The 17,497-nt window shown below is 67.1% G+C and carries 20 protein-coding genes; 7 read left to right on the plus strand and 13 right to left on the minus strand.

What is annotated here, in order from left to right; all coding sequences use genetic code 11:
• Positions 1-4: 4 nt before the first annotated feature.
• On the minus strand, positions 5-3,565 hold the full coding sequence (locus ACFXHA_RS24150) for a BTAD domain-containing putative transcriptional regulator (protein WP_379360344.1): 3,561 nt from the start codon (positions 3,563-3,565) through the stop codon (positions 5-7).
• Between the two features lie 145 nt (positions 3,566-3,710).
• On the opposite strand from ACFXHA_RS24150, the gene ACFXHA_RS24155 reads away from it, so the two are divergent.
• Both ACFXHA_RS24155 and ACFXHA_RS24160 read left to right on the plus strand, forming a co-directional pair.
• A complete protein-coding gene (locus ACFXHA_RS24155) occupies positions 3,711-4,166 on the plus strand; it encodes an SRPBCC family protein (RefSeq protein ID WP_379360346.1) in 456 nt (151 codons plus the stop codon).
• Between the two features lie 60 nt (positions 4,167-4,226).
• Positions 4,227-5,102: a 1,4-dihydroxy-2-naphthoate polyprenyltransferase gene (locus tag ACFXHA_RS24160; RefSeq protein WP_379360348.1), complete on the plus strand. Its 876-nt coding sequence runs from the start codon at positions 4,227-4,229 to the stop codon at positions 5,100-5,102.
• Positions 5,103-5,118: 16 nt separating this feature from the next.
• Here ACFXHA_RS24160 and ACFXHA_RS24165 read toward each other — a convergent pair whose 3' ends face one another.
• The 4 genes from ACFXHA_RS24165 to ACFXHA_RS24180 form a co-directional block, all read right to left on the minus strand.
• Complete coding sequence (locus ACFXHA_RS24165; RefSeq protein ID WP_379360350.1) at positions 5,119-5,499, minus strand: phage holin family protein; 381 nt, start codon at positions 5,497-5,499, stop codon at positions 5,119-5,121.
• A 79-nt stretch (positions 5,500-5,578) separates the two neighbouring features.
• Positions 5,579-6,169 carry a Clp protease N-terminal domain-containing protein gene (locus ACFXHA_RS24170; RefSeq protein ID WP_379360352.1) on the minus strand — a complete coding sequence of 197 codons (591 nt, stop codon included), beginning with the start codon at positions 6,167-6,169 and terminating at the stop codon, positions 5,579-5,581.
• Positions 6,169-6,390 (minus strand): helix-turn-helix domain-containing protein, encoded by a 222-nt coding sequence (locus ACFXHA_RS24175; protein ID WP_379360354.1) that lies wholly within the window; start codon positions 6,388-6,390, stop codon positions 6,169-6,171. The genes ACFXHA_RS24170 and ACFXHA_RS24175 overlap by 1 nt, the downstream gene beginning before the upstream one ends.
• 98 nt (positions 6,391-6,488) lie before the next feature.
• Entirely contained in the window at positions 6,489-6,674 is a 186-nt protein-coding gene (locus ACFXHA_RS24180) for a hypothetical protein (RefSeq protein ID WP_379360356.1), read from the minus strand.
• 207 nt (positions 6,675-6,881) lie between these two features.
• On the opposite strand from ACFXHA_RS24180, the gene ACFXHA_RS24185 reads away from it, so the two are divergent.
• Complete coding sequence (locus ACFXHA_RS24185; RefSeq protein ID WP_379360358.1) at positions 6,882-7,766, plus strand: helix-turn-helix domain-containing protein; 885 nt, start codon at positions 6,882-6,884, stop codon at positions 7,764-7,766.
• A 37-nt stretch (positions 7,767-7,803) separates the two neighbouring features.
• Here the strand turns inward: ACFXHA_RS24185 and ACFXHA_RS24190 are convergent, their stop codons facing one another.
• Positions 7,804-8,889: a PLP-dependent cysteine synthase family protein gene (locus tag ACFXHA_RS24190; RefSeq protein ID WP_379360360.1), complete on the minus strand. Its 1,086-nt coding sequence runs from the start codon at positions 8,887-8,889 to the stop codon at positions 7,804-7,806.
• A complete protein-coding gene (locus ACFXHA_RS24195; RefSeq protein ID WP_379360362.1) occupies positions 8,886-9,197 on the minus strand; it encodes a DUF4229 domain-containing protein in 312 nt (103 codons plus the stop codon). The genes ACFXHA_RS24190 and ACFXHA_RS24195 overlap by 4 nt, the downstream gene beginning before the upstream one ends.
• Positions 9,198-9,417: 220 nt before the next feature.
• Between ACFXHA_RS24195 and ACFXHA_RS24200 the strand changes: the two genes are divergently transcribed.
• Complete coding sequence (locus ACFXHA_RS24200; protein ID WP_379360364.1) at positions 9,418-9,648, plus strand: BldC family transcriptional regulator; 231 nt, start codon at positions 9,418-9,420, stop codon at positions 9,646-9,648.
• 66 nt (positions 9,649-9,714) lie between these two features.
• Here ACFXHA_RS24200 and ACFXHA_RS24205 read toward each other — a convergent pair whose 3' ends face one another.
• Positions 9,715-10,425, minus strand: coding sequence for a Dabb family protein (locus ACFXHA_RS24205; RefSeq protein ID WP_379360366.1), 711 nt, complete (start codon positions 10,423-10,425; stop codon positions 9,715-9,717).
• Between the two features lie 112 nt (positions 10,426-10,537).
• On the opposite strand from ACFXHA_RS24205, the gene ACFXHA_RS24210 reads away from it, so the two are divergent.
• Positions 10,538-11,164, plus strand: coding sequence for a TetR/AcrR family transcriptional regulator (locus ACFXHA_RS24210; RefSeq protein ID WP_379360368.1), 627 nt, complete (start codon positions 10,538-10,540; stop codon positions 11,162-11,164).
• 71 nt (positions 11,165-11,235) lie between these two features.
• Entirely contained in the window at positions 11,236-11,583 is a 348-nt protein-coding gene (locus tag ACFXHA_RS24215) for a hypothetical protein (RefSeq protein WP_379360370.1), read from the plus strand.
• A 2-nt stretch (positions 11,584-11,585) separates the two neighbouring features.
• Here ACFXHA_RS24215 and ACFXHA_RS24220 read toward each other — a convergent pair whose 3' ends face one another.
• A complete protein-coding gene (locus tag ACFXHA_RS24220) occupies positions 11,586-12,149 on the minus strand; it encodes a TetR/AcrR family transcriptional regulator (RefSeq protein ID WP_379360372.1) in 564 nt (187 codons plus the stop codon).
• Between the two features lie 92 nt (positions 12,150-12,241).
• Between ACFXHA_RS24220 and ACFXHA_RS24225 the strand changes: the two genes are divergently transcribed.
• Complete coding sequence (locus ACFXHA_RS24225) at positions 12,242-12,664, plus strand: 4-oxalocrotonate tautomerase family protein (RefSeq protein ID WP_379360374.1); 423 nt, start codon at positions 12,242-12,244, stop codon at positions 12,662-12,664.
• 73 nt (positions 12,665-12,737) lie between these two features.
• Here the strand turns inward: ACFXHA_RS24225 and ACFXHA_RS24230 are convergent, their stop codons facing one another.
• The 4 genes from ACFXHA_RS24230 to ACFXHA_RS24245 all read right to left on the minus strand — a co-directional run bounded on the left by ACFXHA_RS24230 (position 12,738) and on the right by ACFXHA_RS24245 (position 17,494).
• Positions 12,738-13,928 (minus strand): Rieske 2Fe-2S domain-containing protein, encoded by a 1,191-nt coding sequence (locus tag ACFXHA_RS24230; RefSeq protein WP_379360376.1) that lies wholly within the window; start codon positions 13,926-13,928, stop codon positions 12,738-12,740.
• A 142-nt stretch (positions 13,929-14,070) separates the two neighbouring features.
• Complete coding sequence (ccsB, locus tag ACFXHA_RS24235) at positions 14,071-15,051, minus strand: c-type cytochrome biogenesis protein CcsB (RefSeq protein ID WP_379360378.1); 981 nt, start codon at positions 15,049-15,051, stop codon at positions 14,071-14,073.
• Positions 15,051-16,670: a cytochrome c biogenesis protein ResB gene (locus ACFXHA_RS24240; protein WP_379360380.1), complete on the minus strand. Its 1,620-nt coding sequence runs from the start codon at positions 16,668-16,670 to the stop codon at positions 15,051-15,053. The genes ccsB and ACFXHA_RS24240 overlap by 1 nt, the downstream gene beginning before the upstream one ends.
• The gene (locus ACFXHA_RS24245; RefSeq protein ID WP_379360703.1) at positions 16,670-17,494 is read right to left on the minus strand and encodes a cytochrome c biogenesis CcdA family protein; all 825 of its coding nucleotides are present in this window, start codon (positions 17,492-17,494) and stop codon (positions 16,670-16,672) included. The genes ACFXHA_RS24240 and ACFXHA_RS24245 overlap by 1 nt, the downstream gene beginning before the upstream one ends.
• Between the last annotated feature and the right edge of the window lie 3 nt (positions 17,495-17,497).

Below are 17,497 nucleotides of genomic sequence, written 5' to 3' on the forward strand. Positions count from 1 at the left end.
AGCCTCAGCAGGTGCCGTTGATCGCCGCGAGGTGCGTCAGGATCCGGTCGGCCGCCTTGCGGCGTCCCAGGCCGGAGACCGCGGTGCGGGCGGCGGTGATCCGATCCTCGCCGACCAGGGCGCGGTGCAGGTCCAGTTGCCGCCGCCACTGCATCGACGGGTAGTCCTGACGCCCGAATACCTTGGGCGTCAGGACGATCAGCTCCAGACCGCGCTCGATGTGCTGCCCGGTGGCCAGCAGGTAGGTGCCGACCGCGCAGCTCATCGAGCCGATCTGGGGCAGGTCCCAGTACTGGCCGCCCATGACCCGGACGGCGGCGTCGACGAGCTGGGCGGTGGTGTCGCGCATCAGATCGGCGTGCCCGTGCAGCACGTGGGCGTCGACGAGGGCGGCGATGTAGATGAAGGTCGCCGGACCCGGCATGCCGATGGTGTGCGGAAAGTCCATCAGGGCCGGCACCTGCCGGAAGCGGCGCAGTCCGGTGCCGATATCGCCTTCGGCGAGTTCGATTTCCGCCAGCGCGGCGGCGACGGCGGCGAGCCGGTGGTTGGGTTTGGTGATCACGGCGTCGGCGGACAGCTCACCCACCACGTCGAGGGCGGGCGCGAGCGCCCGCCGGGCCTCGCCGGGCTCTCCGACACCGGCCAGCGTGATCGCCAGCAGCGCACGGATCTCCACCGCCTCGTCGCGGGCGCGCAACCGCTCCAGCAGTTCGACGGCCTGCCGGTAGTAGCCGATCGCCCGGGCGTAGTTCGCGGACTGGCCGTGCATGCTGCCGAGATGCTGCGCGGTCATGGCGATGCCCCAGGTGTCGCCCGTGCCGGTGAGCGTCATGGCGGTCTCGGCGTCCTTGATCGAGCGGAACACCATGCCGTCGTTCTCGGCCAGGTTGGCGCGCAGGAGCAGGGCCGCGAGCTGGATCTGCTCGTCTGGCGACCGGACGCCCGCGCTCAACCGCCGGGCCAGTTGCCAGGTGTTTCGGGGGCCGGTGGCCAGTTCACCGAGGTAGCGGGTCACCGGGGTCATCGGCGCGCCCGAGGTCAGCAGACGGCGAATGGTGGTCCGCAAGCGCGCGGCATCACGAAAACCGGCGGCGGTGAACATCAGATGCATGCCGAGCATCAACTGGCCGTAGACGGTCAGATCGGTCTCGGCCGCCACGCTCGGCGGGGTGACCGGCGGCAATGCGAGAATGCGCGGCGACCAGCTGATCAGTTCCGCGTGCGCGCCACGCAGCATCCACAGTCCGGCGAGGATCGGGAACACCGTGTGCACGGTCTCGAGGTCGCGCTGCTCCAGCGCGCGGCGCAGCACGGCGATCAGATTGTCGGCCTCCGCACCGAGCGCCAGCAGCGCGGGCACCTGTTCGTCGGTGCTGTAGCGGCGCGCGGTGTCCAGCGCGAATTCCCTGGCCCACCGCGACATCCGGTCCATGACCAGATCGATCTCACCGGTGCCGGCCAGCTGTTCCTCACCGAATTCGCGGACGGTCTCGAGCATCCGGTAGCGGGTGCAGCCCGCCTCGTCCTCCAGCACCGCCAGCAGTGACTGGCTGACCAGTCCGTCGAGAGCCATTGCGGGATCATCGATTTCGGGCCCGGACAGCAGGTTTTCGGCTGTCTCCAGGGTGAATCCGGCCGGTAGTCGGCACAGTCGGCGCAGGGCCACCCGCTGGGATTCGTCGAGCAGATTCCAGCTCCACTCGATCACCGCGTGCAAGGTGCGATGCCGCTGCGGCGAACTGCGGTCTCCGCTGCGCAGCAGCGCGAATCGATGGTCGAGCCGGGAGTCGATCTCCTCGACGCTCATGGTTCGCACCCGCGCCGCGGCGAGCTCGATGGCCAGCGGCAGCCCGTCGAGGGTGCGGCACAGCCGGGCCACCACCTCGGGATTCAGCCGCACCGAGGGCCGCACCGCGCGGGCACGCGCCTCGAACAGATCCGTGGCGGGTGATCCGGCGGCGTCGATCGCCAAGGGCGGCAACGGATAGACGGCCTCGGCCATGAGCTCCAGCGGTGCGCGGCTGGTGGTGAGCACCGTCAGCTGATCGCTCACCCCGACCAGATCGGCCACCACCTCCGCGACCGGCTCGATGAGGTGCTCGCAGTTGTCGAGAATCAGCAGCGTCGGCCGCACCGCCAGCGCGTCGCGCAGCTTCTGCCGGATATCGCGGCCGGTCGCCGTCTGCCGCAGCAGGGCCGGGTCCCGCATGATGTCGGCCACCCCGAGGGTGGTCGCGATGGCCGTCTCGATCTCGAGCCGGGTATCGGCCGTGCTCTCGGAATCCGCACGCAGCGACGCCAATTCGACCAGCGTCACCGCCGTCTCGTGCGCAATCCGCGCACCCAGCTCATTGGCGATGCGGGTCTTGCCGGTCCCGCCCGGACCGAGCACGGTCACCACGCGCGAAAACCGCAGGATCTGTTCCAGCGCGGCCAGATCCGCTTCCCGCCCCAACAGCGGATTCGGGGCGGCCCGCAACCCGATGGCAGGCTCCCCCGCCGGTTCGCGCGCCTCGGCCGTCGCCGCCCGACTCGACAGCGCACGGCCCTCGCCGGATGCGAAGCCACGCCGTGCACCCGACGAATCCCGGTGCGGGTTACCGCCGTTCAGCAGGCTGCCGGTATTCAGCGGGCGGCCTTCGCCCGACCCCGAAATTTCGGCGTGCGCCATACCGCCGCGCCCGTGGGCCTCGGAAACTGCCGCGCCGATATCGGATACGGCGGCCGATCCGGGCACCGCGTCCGCGGTCCCGCGACCGGTCGAGGATCCCTGCTCGCCGCGCAGGATCGCGGTGTTCAGGGCGACGAGTGCGGGGCCGGGGTCCGCGCCGAGTTGATCGACCAGGCGGGTGCGCAGGGTGGCGAAGACGTCGAGGGCCTCGTTGGTGCGGCCCGCCGCGGCGAGCAGGCGCATGAGGGTGCCGTGGGCCGGTTCGTCGAAAGGGTCGGCGGCGACGGCACGTTCGGCCAGTTCGATGGCGGCGGGCAGGTCACCGATGGCCTCGCGGGCGGCCAGTTCCAGGGCGTCCAGGGCGCGGAGGCGGGTGGCGCCGAGGGCCGCGAGTTCCTCGGCGACAGGGCCCGGCGGGAGATCGGCGGCGGGTTCACCGCGCCAGAGGCTCCGCGCGGCGGTCAGCAGGGTCAGGCAGGTGTGGTCGTCACCGGTCGTATGGGCTTGGCGGGCTTGCTTTTCCAGCTGCTGGGCCAAGGTCAGGTCGACCTGCTCGGGGGCGAGGACCAGACGGTATCCGGCCGGGCCGATTTCCAGCGCGCCGTCGGGCAGCGCGGAACGTAGTCGCGAGACCTGCGTGTGCAGCGCGTTCATGGGCGCACGCGGCGGGGTGTCGCCCCAGACCTCGTCGATCAGGGCCTGCGCGCCGCGACTGCGACCGGGGTGGATGGCCAACGCCGCCACCAGCAGGCGGGCCCGGGCTCCGGGTACGGCGGCGAGCGCACCGTCGCGGCGCAGTGCGATCTCGCCCAGCAGGGCCACCAGGGTCGAGTCGACCACGTCCGCCACCCGCGCGCTTCCCGTGCTCGAACTGCCGTTTTCCGAAATCATTCCTCGCCAATCCTAGGTGAGCCATCGGGCCGATGCCGGATGTGTCCGATGGCGAGCTGCCTGGTTTACCCGATCGTTCCGACTCGTTTCAACAGGTTTTGCGCAGGGCGGGTCCGCGGGGCTCAGCAACGCCTAGGCTCATGCCATGGCCGAATTCGACATTCACCGGGAAACGGTCATCAAGGCCGATCCCACCCAGCTCCAGGCACTCATCGACGATTTCCACCAGTGGCGCAAGTGGTCGCCCTGGGAGGACACCGACCCCGCCATGGAACGCGTCTACAGCGGCGCGGACCGCGGCATCGGGGCCCGCTACTTCTGGAACGGCAATCGCAAGGCCGGGCGCGGCGATATGGAGATCACCTCCGCCACCGCCGAGGCGATCGGCATCAAACTCAACTTCGAGAAGCCGTTCAAGGCATCCAACCATGTCACCTTCGAATTCCGGCCGGCCGGCGACACCACCGCGGTGACCTGGCGGATGACCGGGCAGCAGAACGGCATCATGGCGATCGTCGGCAAGCTGATGCCGATGGATCGCCTGGTGGGCAAGGACTTCGAGAAGGGTCTGGCCCAGCTCAAGGCCGCCGCCGAGGCCTGACCCCGGCACAGCCGTACTCGGGGAGGCGCGCCCGCCGACGCTCGCATTAGGCTGCGGTGCATGGCTACAGCAGCGCAGTGGATCGAGGGCGCGCGGCCGCGCACCCTTCCGAACGCCATCGCCCCGGTCCTGGCGGGCACGGGGGCGGCCGCCTCGATCGGCGGGTTCGTGTGGTGGAAAGCGGTACTGTGCCTGCTGCTTTCGGTGGCCCTGATCATCGGTGTGAACTACGCCAACGACTACTCCGACGGCATTCGCGGCACCGATGACGAGCGGGTCGGCCCGCTGCGCCTGGTCGGCTCCAAGCTGGCCGCGCCCGCGGCCGTCCGTAATGCCGCCGTCGCCTGCCTGGCCCTGGGCGCGGTGATCGGCCTGATCCTGGTGGCCACCAGCGCCTGGTGGCTGATCCTGGTGGGCGCGGGCTGCCTGGCCGGCGCCTGGTTCTACACCGGCGGCCGGAACCCTTACGGCTACAGCGGCTTCGGTGAGATCGCGGTGTTCGTGTTCTTCGGCCTGGTGGCGGTGCTGGGCACCGAGTTCGTGCAGGCCGGGAAGGTGGATTGGGCCGGGCTGGCGTGCGCGGTCGCGGTGGGTTCGTTCTCCAGCGCCGTGCTGGTCACCAATAATCTGCGCGATATTCCGACCGATACCGAGTCCGGCAAGCTCACCCTGGCCGTGCGGCTGGGCGACACTCGCACCCGCACACTGCATCTGGTGCTGCTGGCGGTGCCGTTCCTGGCGAGCCTGGTGCTGGTGGCGCGGACGCCGTGGGCGTTGGCCGGGTTGATCGCGCTGCCGTTGGCCTTGAAGGCCAACGAGCCGGTGCGGTCCGGCAAGAACGGGCCGGGTCTGATTCCCGCCCTTGCCGGTACCGGTCTGGCCATGCTGGTGTGGTCGATCCTGACCGCCGTCGCGCTGGCGATCTCGGGGCTCTAGTCGCCGTCGGGGCTGTTTACTCTTTGTCCGGCACCAGGACGCCGAGTACCCAGTTCACCAGCGAGATGATCACGCCGCCGAGTACCGCGGCCCAGAAGCCGTCCACCCGCAGCCCGTAATCCGTGGTGCCGGTGATCTTCGCGGTCAGCCACAGCATGAGCGCGTTGATCACCAGCAGGAACAGGCCCAGCGACACCACGATGAAGGGGAACGAGAGCAGTTTCACGATCGGTTTCACCAGCATGTTCACCAGGGCGAACACGACGGTGATGGCGGCGATCACCAGAATCTTGCTCTGCGTGGTGTCTTCGGGGGTTTTGATCTCGATGCCGGTCACCCAGGCGGCAGCCAGCCAGATGGCCACGCCGTTGATCAGCAGACGTATCAGGAGCGTCATGCCCCGATCGTAGGGCGAGATCAGCGCGGAGGCCGGACATCCGGGGCGCGGCTCGAGTGTTCACTCGAGGCAGCCCCGGTCAGGCCGCCCGGTCGAGATGACCGGATACGGCGTCCCGCAGGGCCGCCACCGCGTCGTCGTCGCCGAGCAGGCGGCGGGTGACGGCATTGGGCGCACGCAGCACGGCCAGCATCATGTGCCCGGCCACGATGCGGTCATCCTTACGGGCCAATGCCTCCCGCAGTGACAGCTCGATCACCTTCTTGGATTCCTTGGTGAACGGAATGTGGCCGCGCGGACCGCCTTCCGAGCCCCAGTACTTGCCCCAGCGGGACTTCTCCTCGGGGACGGCCGCCTGGTCGAGGGCGTTCTCACCGAACGTGGCCTCCAGGCTCTCGCGCACGGCGTCCAGGTCGATGCCGATGGAACGCAGGGCTTCCGCATCCTCCGGGCCGAGCGGTTCGCTACTCCGCTTGCGGGCCACCGCGTCTCGCACCCGCTCGGCGGTGAGTCCTTGTGCCCCAAGGACTTCCCGTAGCGCTTCGTCCGGGCTGCCGAGCAACCCGAGCAGCACGTGCTCGACCTCGATGGTCGACGAGCACAGGTCCCGGGCTTCCTCCTGCGCCATGACGATCGCGTATTTGGCCGCCTTGTCGAATCGTTCGAACATCAGCGGATACCGCCCTTCCGGTTGTACTTCTGGTGGACCGCCTGCCGGCTGACCTCGAGCGCGTCTGCGATGGCCTGCCAGGACCAGCCCTGCTTGCGGGCATTGCCGACCTGGATGGTCTCGAGCCGCTCGAGCAACCGACGCAGTGCCAGCACCGCGCGGAGCCCGACCTGGGGGTCGGGGCTGCCGGCGGCGGCCGCCAGAGTCGTTGCTTCACTCATGACTGTCAATTTACGTTGACACTCACGGCGCGTCAACGAAAATTGACAGATTCGGGAGGATGTTCGCTGCCGGAGAAAGGGCCCGGTTCGAAAGTTGTTCAGCCCCAGAGGGTCAGGGGCGCGAACTCACGCACGGAGTCCGCCCAGTCCCATACGGTGTCCGGATCGACGGGGATGCCACCCTGCAGGCACAGCCGCCAGCCGCGCGGATCCTTCTCCCAGATATCGCCGTCCCGATCCCGGTACAGCCCATAAGCCGCGGGCTCCCCGCTCGGCAATGTCAACGAACGGACACCACCGAGCCCGACTGTGACATTGATATCTAGAACCGCCCGCGGTTGCTGCCCCAATTCGACTCCTGATTTGTTGTTGTTTCAAACTATTGGAGCAGAGCGGTGTACCGTCCAGTCCCCCACCCGGAGACCGCGGGGGTATCCGTCGGCAACCGAGCGTGTACCTGACGGCGATACAAGTAAGGTCAGCCTAAGTAAATGGATGGAGTACCCACGTTCGGCGAGTACATTCGCCAGCGCCGCACCACCGCGAATCTCACGCGCCCGCAGCTGGCCTGGTTGGCCAACCTCTCGGTGCCGTATCTGACCAAGATCGAAGGCGGCGCCAACCCGTCACGCCGGGTGATCGAATCCCTCGGCACCGCACTGAAACTGCCGCCGGCCGAATTCGAATACGCCCTGGTGCTGGCCGAGGGGCCGTTACCGCGGATCGAAGCCGACCATCCGACCCCGGCCGACCAGGAGTACCTGGACCTGCTCAACCCCGCGATCGGTGCCTACATCACCGGACTCTATGACATCGTCGCGATCAATACCGCCCACCGGGAACTGTTCCTCGAGCTCGACCCGGGCACCAACTACCTCGAGTGGCTGATCTTCAATCCGGTCGCGCGCACGGTGATGGTGAACTGGGACGCCGAGACCCGCATGGCCGCCAGCCGCTTCCGCATGCAGCTGGCCCGCAGCGGCGAGGACGAGCGCGGCGGCGAGATCCTCGCCAAATGCCTGACCGATTCGGACTTCGCGCTGATGTGGCGATCGGATGCGGTCGCCGCCGAACGCAGCCATCTGGTCAAGCTGGTCCGCGATCCCCGGACGCTGGCCATCACCGAGTTGCGGATCAATCTCTGGCGGACACAATCGACGCTGCAGTCGTGGCTGTTGGTGTTGGGCACGACGGTCGATCAACCGACCGCGGTGACCCGTCCGGTGGTGCGCCGACGCCCCGAAACGTCAAGGCCTGTTAACATCAATAAGGCCCTCAAAAACCGACCAGTAGGGCCGGAAGAAGCTGCGCCAGCTAACGACCCAACCCCCACAAAACCGCTACAGCAAATCAATAGCAATCTTCAGGATGGTTGATCATCGGTAATCGGCGGACTGCCGTGCCGTGCGAAAACTAGCCCGACCAAGTACCGGTGGCGATGAATTCGGCCAGCACCGTGGCCGGCTCGGCCAAGCTCAGCCCCTGGTCGGCAACCCATTCGTCATTGAAATAGGTTCCGGCATAACGGTCTCCGCCGTCACACAGCAGGGTCACCACACTGCCGGTACGGTTTTCCGCGATCATGTCGGCAATCAGGGCAAACGCCCCCCACAGGTTGGTTCCCGTGGAACCGCCCACCCGCCGGCCCAGCACCGTCCCCGCATGCCGCGCGGTCGCCACCGACGCCGCGTCGGGCACCTCGATCATGCAGTCCACCACGCTCGGCACGAACGAGGGCTCCACCCGCGGCCGCCCGATTCCCTCGATCCGCGAGGGCATTCCGGTCCCATACGCCAGGTCGCCGACCTCGTAGCCGCCGTAGAAGGCCGAGTTCTCCGGATCCACCACCGCCAGCCGGGTCGCATGCCGCTTGTAGCGCAGGTAGCGGCCGATGGTCGCACTGGTACCGCCGGTACCAGCACCCACCACCACCCACTCCGGGATCGGATGGTCCTCCAAAGTCATCTGCTGAAAGATGGATTCGGCGATGTTGTTGTTACCGCGCCAGTCGGTGGCGCGCTCGGCATTGGTGAACTGGTCCATGTAGTGACCGCCGGACTCGGCCGCCAAACGCGCTGCCTCGGTATAGATGTCGGGGGCCCGATCGACCAGATGGCAACGCCCGCCCTGCGCCTCGATCAACGCCAGCTTCTCCGGCGAGGTCTTGGCCGGGACCACGGCCACGAAATCCAGTCCGAGCATCCTGGCGAAATACGCCTCACTGATGGCCGTCGACCCCGACGAGGCCTCCACCACCGTGGTGCCTTCCGTGACCCAACCGTTGCAGATGGCGTACAGGAACAGTGATCTCGCCAGCCGGTGCTTGAGACTGCCTGTCGGGTGGGTCGATTCATCCTTCAGATAAAGCTGAATGCCCCACTCTTCGGGCAGCGGGTAGCGCAGCAAATGCGTATCCGCGCTGCGCTGGGTGTCGGCGTCGATGAGCCGCACGGCATTGTCGACCCAATCCCGGGGTGCGCTGCGGTCGCAGCGTTTCACTGCTCGTCCTTGCCCTGCAGCCGCGACATCAGCTGCTCACGCTCCTTGCGGCGCTTGGCATCCACGGCGGTGATATCCCGATTGACCCGCTGGCGCAGCTTCTTGAACAGCAGCAGCGACAGCGGCATGGCGATGAGCAGCGCGAACAGCATGGCGACCAGCAACGGAACGGTGACGTGCACGAGCGCGCCCACCCCGAGGATGACCACGGTGATGACGGCGACCAGTCCGAGCCTGGCCAGCGTGTAGAGGGCGAAACTGCGGGCCAGACGGCGGCCCGCGCTTTCGGTCGGGGTTGCGTCACTCACGCAGCCCAGCGTAGGTGACCGGGCCGCGGCCGCCGCCACAGGCCCGAATGTCGCTGGAGATTCGCTGACCCTCGGCCAAACGTGACCGTAAACACATAACGGATATCCGTTTTGTCTATTACTTCCTCTTTACCAAAGCGAGACCGTTCGAACACCCGGGGGTTGCAGTGCAACGATGTCGCTACTGATGAGGGATCTGTCGAAACGGAAAGGTTTGCGAATGACTGCGTTCACCGCGGCGAGCCGCGTAATGGGTTCCGTCAACGGCCAGGACACACTGCTCACGCCAGGCCAAGTCGCTGCCCTGTTCCACGTCGATCCGAAGACCGTGACCCGCTGGGCTCACGCCGGACGACTGGGCTCCCTGCGGACTCCGGGCGGCCACCGCCGGTTCCGCGAATCCGAAGTCATGCAACTCCTGCGGTCCCTCACCACCGAGGCCCGCGTGTAACACCCATTTTCACGGATTACCACCCGCTTCACGTGCCTGCGGTACGCACTCGGATTACCCTCGATGTCAGGAGGTGAGCGACGTGACGTACCTGTTGGCACTCATCGCGGTAGTCGCCATCGCGATGCTGTGCTGGAAAGCTTTCGGACCCCAGCGATCGGCCGGCACCGGCCCAGCACCCGCTCGGCACCACCGCGTTATCGGTCCAGAAGACGATCCGGATTTCCTCGCCAAGCTCTCCCAGGAGCATCGAGATGGCGAATCCACCTGAATTACCGAAGCTCGCCAACGAGTTAGCCATATAGCCGAATGTGACCGTCCCCCGTGGAAACGCGCCAGCGCAACCCACGGGGGACGCGTCGTTTCCGAGTCCGCCCAGGCGAAGGTCAACTCGGGGATGGTGGCCATCAACTCTTCCCACTCCGGGTACAACTCGACCTTGCGCCGATGCAGCGCTTCGATCTTGGCGGCCAATTCGGGGTCCGGGTCATCCGAAAGGTCCGGTCCGATCACCAGTTTCGCGAAATGCGGCACGATCTCGGGGTCCCCGGCCAGATGCACCGGGTCGTGCAAGTACCGCTCCAGGGCCGCGAGATCCTCGATGCCCACGCAGAAGGCGTGGGTCAATCGCTCGGCGGGATCGCCGAGGTTCTGCCCGACGGTCGAGAAGCTGACCGAATCCACCGACGCTGTGCGGCGCATGGCCGCGAGCACCTCGGCGCGCCCCGCCTCGGTCGTCTCATCCCGGAAGCGGAACCGCAGGACGTGAACAATCATGACTACTCCCTTGAATTGAACTTGCTGGTTCAGAAATAGTTACCAGCGAGTCCAAGTAGACCGTATTGAACCGGTGAGTTCAATAGTTCTAACCCGGGCGTAAGATGCTGGGGTGACCACAGCGAAGGCGAGCCGCGGCCGTATCGACAAGCGACAGGCGATCCTCGACGCAGCCCTGACCGTCTTCGCCCGGCGCGGCTACGCCCAGGCATGCGTCCAGGAGATCGCCGATGCCGCCTCCGTCGCCAAACCGACGGTCTACAACCACCTCACCGATAAGGAAACCCTGTTCCGGGAGGCGATTTCGGCGGCAGCCGAGACGGTCGGGGAACATGCGCTGACCGCGCTGGAGCCACTGCGCGAGCCCGGCACGGATCTCACCGCCGCGTTCGCCCACACCGCCGAACTCCTGCTGCGCGCCTGCTCGGACGAGCGCGCACTCGCCCTGCACCGGCTCACCTACGCGCAGGCCGCCGACTTCCCCGACCTCGTCGACCTCGTTCTGCAGCGCACCACCCTGCGGCTCCGCGAAACCCTCGCCGACCGGCTGGCCCGACTGACCCTGTCCGGCGCACTACGGCACAGCGACCCGGCCGTGGCCGCCGAACAATTCCTCGCCCTACTCAGCGGACCGCTGGAAATCCGCTCCCACCAGGGCAATCGCGCGGTTCCCGCGCCGGAGCTGCGGGCCCTGGCCGAGGCCGCCACCGATACCTTCCTGCGCGCCTACCGCGAGTGAGCGCCGGGCGCGTCCCGGGGCCATACTGAGCAGGTCCTGTTCCTCAGCGGTCGCAGGCCGGAGGTGCCTCGATGGAGCATCAACAGAATCTGTCCCAGGACGCGCGCCGGAAGGTCGGCGATGAGCGGGCCGCCATCCGGCGAGCCGAGCGGCGGGATCACCTTGCGGAGATGAATCTGATCCGCCAGGAAACGGGCGGGGACTACGAACCGCCCAGCCGCGAGGACGCGGCGGAGACAACCGAGCGGGAGCGGACGATTACCCCCCGCGTCGAACGGCACGAGGCCAAGTCGGCGGCGCACGACGAAATGCGTTTGGCGAATGGAGATTTCGGCGGCGCGGCCCAGATATTCGAGGACGTAGAGCCCGAGGACACCGCCAACCTGCTCGGGGACGCAGCCCCGGCGCTCGAGGACTGAGCCTAGGGCGCGAAGCGGTAGCGCACCAGATCGGTTGCGGCACGCGACATTCGGTCGAAGGGCTCGATGCCGCCCTCGGCCCGGCACAGTACGTGCGCGCCCTGCAGCAGCGTGAGCAGGGTGGTGGCGAGGTCGGCGGCGGCCGCAGGATCGACCCCGGCGGCCGACAGGCGTTCGGTGAGAGTCGTTGTCCAAGAATCGAATGCGGTGGCGGCAACGGTGCGCAGGTCGCCACTGTCGGGGTCGACGGTGACGGCCGCGACGGCGCAGCCCGCACCCTCGGCGGAGGCCGCGACGACCGGGCGAACCAGGGCCAGGAACGCCTCGACCAGACTCAGCGGATCGGCGGCCGGGAGCGCGGCGAGGTGCTCTCGGACCTGGTCGCCGTTGCGGGCGGCGGCGGTGGCCACCAATTCGTTCTTGCCGCCGGGGAAGTGGTGGTAGATCGCGCCGCGCGCCGCGCCGCTAGCATCCAGGACCGCGGTGAAGGACATGCCCGCGACGCCCTTCTTCTGCAGTGCGTCGATCGCCGCGTCGATCATGCGGTCGCGGGTGGTGGCCGCCATGGTTTCTCCCAACCGTTGACTAGTACGGCCATACTAGTACACACTCGACTCGCTAGGACGTACGTACTAGCTCGTCGAGAATGGAGTCCCTCGTGCCCATCACCGTCACCGCACCCCGCGGCATCCTCACCGATCGCGGCGAACGCGAAATCCTGCCCGCCCTCACCGCCACGCTGGCCGCGGTCAGCGGCGGCACCGGCAATGACTTCTTCACCGGAATCATCGGTGGGACAGTGCATTTGCTGCCCGCCGAGGACATCTACGCCGGGGGCGTGAACCGGCCGATCGTCATGATCGAGCTCAAACTGCCCAATATCGGATTGCCCGATCCGGCGACGCGCGCGGCGTTCATCACCGCGGCCACCGACATCGTCGCGGCCCTCACCGCCGAAACCCATCGGCGCGAGGACATCTGGGTCAATATTCTCAACGCGCCCGACGGGGCGTGGGGCATCGGCGGCCGCGCCTACACCGGCGAGGCGCTGGTCGCCGCGGTCACGGCAGCGGCCCACTGACGCAGCGGCCCAATACATTTCGGGGCGAGGCGAGGAATCCCCCGCCTCGCCCCGAATACGCGATTCGCCGCCGTCAGCTCTGCAGCGCGTCCTCTTCGGCCTTGCGCCGGAGGTTTTCGGCGACCTCGGCCTCCCAAGCCTGATTGGCCTTCGTGGTGTCGACCTCGAATTCGAAGCGCTGCACCGACTTCGGGTCGATATCGGCCACGTCCACATAGAACTGGTCATACCAGCGACGCAGCTGGTAGACCGGACCGTCCTCCTCGGTCAGCAGCGGATTCTCGATCTTGGACTTGTGCTTCCAGATCTCGACGTCCTGCAGGAAGCCCTCACCGATGCCCTTGGTCATCTTCTTGGCGATCCGGTCGGCCTGCTCGTCGTTCACACCCGTCGGCTTACGCACCGACATCCCGTACTGCAGCACGAATGCGTCCTGCGAGATCGGGTAGTGGCAGTTGATCAGCACGGTCTCGAGCTCGAACCCACTGTAGTTGTTGACCAGCGGATTCACCATGTACGACGGCCCGAAATAAGAAGCCACCGACTTGAGCGTCGAATCCCCGCCGTACTGCGTGGCCATGCCCTTGTCCGGCCGGGCCGTGGAATCCAGGTACTGGGTCGCGACATGGCCCTCGAAAACGTTCTTGAAGAACGTCGGATACGCGAAGTGAATGTAGAAGAAGTGGGCCATATCCACGACATTGTCGATGATCTCGCGGCAGTTGGACCCCTCGATCACCATGGACTCCCAGGTCCACTCGGTCCACCCGTCCGACAGCCCCTCGGTCCCGTTGCCGTCGGCGTCGGTGTACGGCCCCTCGATGTAGGGAATCGTCACCTCGTCGGTGGGCGCATTGCCCTCGTGGTCGTGCCACACGAACAGCTGCCCGTTGCGCTCCAACGTCGCCCACGACCGCGTCCGAGCCAGCGGCGGCACCCGCTTCGCATACGGAATCCCCGTGCACTTCCCGTTCCCACCCCACCGCCAATCATGGAACGGGCAGGCGATCGAATCCCCCTTGACCTCCCCCATGCTCAGATCGCCGCCGAGATGCCGGCAGTAGGAGTCGAGCACATGCAGCTCACCCTGACTGTCGGCGAAAATCACCAGCTTCGTCCCGAACGCCGAAACCTGATGCGGCTTCCCATCCCGAAGATCCTTGGCCAGCCCCACACAGTGCCACCCCCGAGCAAACCGAGTAGGCGCAGTCCCCACATCGATCTCCCGGACCTTACCGACCCGACCCTGCGGCGCCACTGCCATTATGAGCCTCCACCCACAAACTAGAACGTGTTCTAATCACCGTCGCTTAACACGGTACATCCCATCCCTACGCTCCGGTAGATCCCCCCGAAAACACGAAAACCCCGGCACCACAGTGCCGGGGTCCTCGAAAACGGTTGGGCTAGTTGAGGCCCGCGTAGGAGTGGAGGCCGCTGACCACGATGTTGATGATGAAGAGGTTGAAGAGCATTGCTATGAAGCCGGCGATGTTGATCCAGGCGGCCTTGGTGTCTCGCCAACCCGAGGTGGCTCGGGCGTGGAGGTAGGCGGCGTAGAGGACCCAGGCGATGAAGGAGCAGGTTTCCTTCGGGTCCCAGCCCCAGAAGCGGCCCCAGGCGGCTTCGGCCCAGATGGCGCCGAGGATGACGCCGATGCCGAAGATGGGGAAGCCGATGATGGTGGTGCGGTAGGCGAGGCGGTCGAGGAGTTGGGCGTCGGGGAGGCGGCGGGCGAGTTGGCCGAAGATGTTGTCGGCTTCCGCGCCTGCGGGCTGCCAGAGGCGGAACAGGAACAGCAGGCTGGCTACGCCGGAGACCAGGAAGACGCCGGAGCCGATGGAGACGACGGTGACGTGGACCGGGAGCCAGTAGGACTTCAGGGCCGGGACCACGGGGGCGGCGTCTACGTGAAGTTTGGTGCCCGCCAGGAACAGCAGGATCAGGACCGGGATCAGCAGGAACGACCACATGGCGCGGTAGCGCTGGTCGCGCAGCAGGACCAGGCCCAGGCCGACCGCGGCTCCCGTGGCCATCGAGATGAACTCGAACATGTTGCCGAGCGGGAAGCGGTGAGTGGCGAAGCCGCGCAAGACGATCGAGGCCGCATGCACGCCGAAGCCGACGAACAGGACGGCGAAGGCCATATTGCCGAGTCGTTCCGGGAACGGGCGCTGCTCACCACGCGGCGCGACCTTGCCGGGGACGTCGGGGGCGAGCGGCTCGTCGGATCCGCCACCGACGGTGACCAATTGGCGCGCGGCGACCGGCACGGTGCGGGTGAGCGCGAACTGCCACACCAGCATGATCCAGACCAGCGCGTAGATCACGATGGCCGACTTGAACGCGAGATCGCTGTAGGAGGCGATGTTCTCGTCGATCGGCATTACTTGTCTCCCGTCAGCAGCCGCTCACGCAGGCGGTCGAATTCGCCGCCCCACCCGGCCTGGTCGGTGCGGGCCAAACCGCCCATTTCTACTACAGTATGTCGTACACCATCGGTTTCGGGCGACGGGTACACGCGCAGCCAGATGCGGCGGCGCTTCACCAGCAGCGAAACCAGCAGGCCCGCCATCATGGTCAGCGCCGACACCAGCACCCACTGCTGCGCCGGATCGTGCGAAACCTGCAGGTTCACAAACTCTTCCGCGCCGTCGAAGGTCACCTTGGTGCCGTCGGACAGGGTCGAGGTCTCCCCCGGCTTCAGGTTCACCCGCTGTTCCTTGACCAGGCGACCCTGCTTGATCATCTCCGGATCCAGCGAGAACAGCGACTGCGCGCGACCGGTGTCGAGACCGGTATCGCCCTGATAGATGTCGACCGCCACGGCCGGATCCCGCATCGCCGGATACATCGACGTCAGCAGCGAACCGTGCATGAGCGCGGTCGGCGCGAACAGCCCCTGGATGGCGACCTGATGCTTACGCCGCTCATCCTCGTTCGGGTACATGCCGCCCGGCGGATCGATGCGCAGCACACCCGAGGACAGGAAGGTGGTGGCGTCGTCCGGCTTCCACTGGATGGCCTCGGTCCGGGTCTGCCCGTTCGGGAAGGTCACCGTGAACTTGGGCGCGAAACCGTGGCCCTGCAGGTAAACCCGGTCGCCGGCGACCCGCAGCGGATGATTCACCGAAATGCTGGTGTCGCGCCAGGTGCCGGAATCCAGATCCTTGCCGGTCTGGTACTGGATGTTCGAGGTGAACATGGCCGCCTGCCCGTTGGACAGGTAGTCGGCCTTGAAGTCCTTGACCCGCACACACAATGGCGTCAGGCCGGTGCCGTCGTTGACATTGCCCGCGCGGAACGAGTCGAACACGGCGGGCGAGGTGGTGCAGAAACCCGGGCCGTCATTGGCGATGACCACGACATTGCCCTCGTACCCGAACAGCTTGCCCAGCGCCACCGACGCCAGCAGACCCACCAGCGCCAGATGGAAGACCAGATTGCCGAGCTCGCGGGTGTAGCCCTTCTCAGCCGAAAGGGTCACTTCCCCTTCACGACTGCCCGGCTGCACCACCGTGCGCCAGCCGCGCATCTGCTTCAGGGCGCGATCGATCACCTCGTCCGGGCTCGCCGCGTCGGCGCCCGACCAGTGATGCGGCAGCCGAGACAGGTTGCGCGGCGCCTTGACCGGCGGCGTCCGCAACGCCCGATAGTGATCCAGGCAGCGCGGCATGATGCAGCCCACCAGCGAAACGAACAGCAGCACATAGACGGCCGTGAACCAGAAGCTGGAGAACACGTCGAACAGTTGCAGCCGGTCCATCCACGGGCCCAGGGTCGAGCGGTTGCGGATGTAGTCGTCGACCTTGCCCGCGTTCAGGCTGCGCTGCGGCAGTAGCGCGCCCGGAATCGCGGCCAGGGCCAGCAGGAACAGCAGCATCAACGCGGTGCGCATGCTGGTCAGCCCGCGCCAGCCGTTGCGCAGCAGGGCGATTGCCCGCCGCGGCGGCGACTGACGCGGCGGCAGAGCGGGGGCGCTGGGGGTTTCGATAGTGGCAGTCATCAGATCGGCAGGGTCACATTCGAGACGAAGGCGTCGCGGACCCAGGAAACGAACTGGTCCCACGCCCCGGTCACCAGGGCGATACCGACGGCCACCAAGAGCAGACCGCCTATCACCTGAATGGTGCGGGAATTACGGCGCAGCCAGCCGACGCCGCGCAACGCGGTCGCCGAACCGAAGGCCAGGATCACGAACGGCAACCCCAGCCCCAGGCAGTAAGCCACGATGAGGGCGACGCCGCGGGCGGCGGTGGTGCCGTCGGTGCCCGCCGACACGGCCATCACACCCGACAGGGTCGGGCCCAGGCACGGCGTCCAGCCGAGCGCGAAAACCGCGCCCAGCAGCGGGGCTCCGAGCAGACCGCTCAGTCGGCGCGGCTCCATGCGGGTGTCGCGCTGCAGGGCGGGGATGAGACCGATGAACGCCAGGCCCATCACGATGGTCACCACGCCGCCGATGCGCTGCAGCAGATCACGATTCACGTTCAGGGCCTGGATCGCACCGAACACGGTGGCCGAGGCCAGCACGAACACCACGGTGAAACCCGCCACGAACAGGCCCGCCGCGCCCGCCACCCGCAAACGCGCGGAATTACGGTTCGCCACGGCGGTTTTGGCGTTCTTGGCCGATTCCACCGTCACCGGCGGGGCCTCCGCGCCGACCACACCCGCCAGATACGACAGGTAGCCGGGCACCAACGGCACCACACACGGCGAAGCGAACGACACCAGACCGGCCAGCAGGCACGCGCCCAGGGCCAGCAGCAACGGGCCGGTCGCGGCGGTCTGCTGGAACGAATCACCCACGCTCGCAAGCACGGTCACCTG

Origin of the sequence: Nocardia sp. NPDC059240 (genome assembly GCF_042753865.1) — a bacterium.
Taxonomy (GTDB): domain Bacteria; phylum Actinomycetota; class Actinomycetes; order Mycobacteriales; family Mycobacteriaceae; genus Nocardia.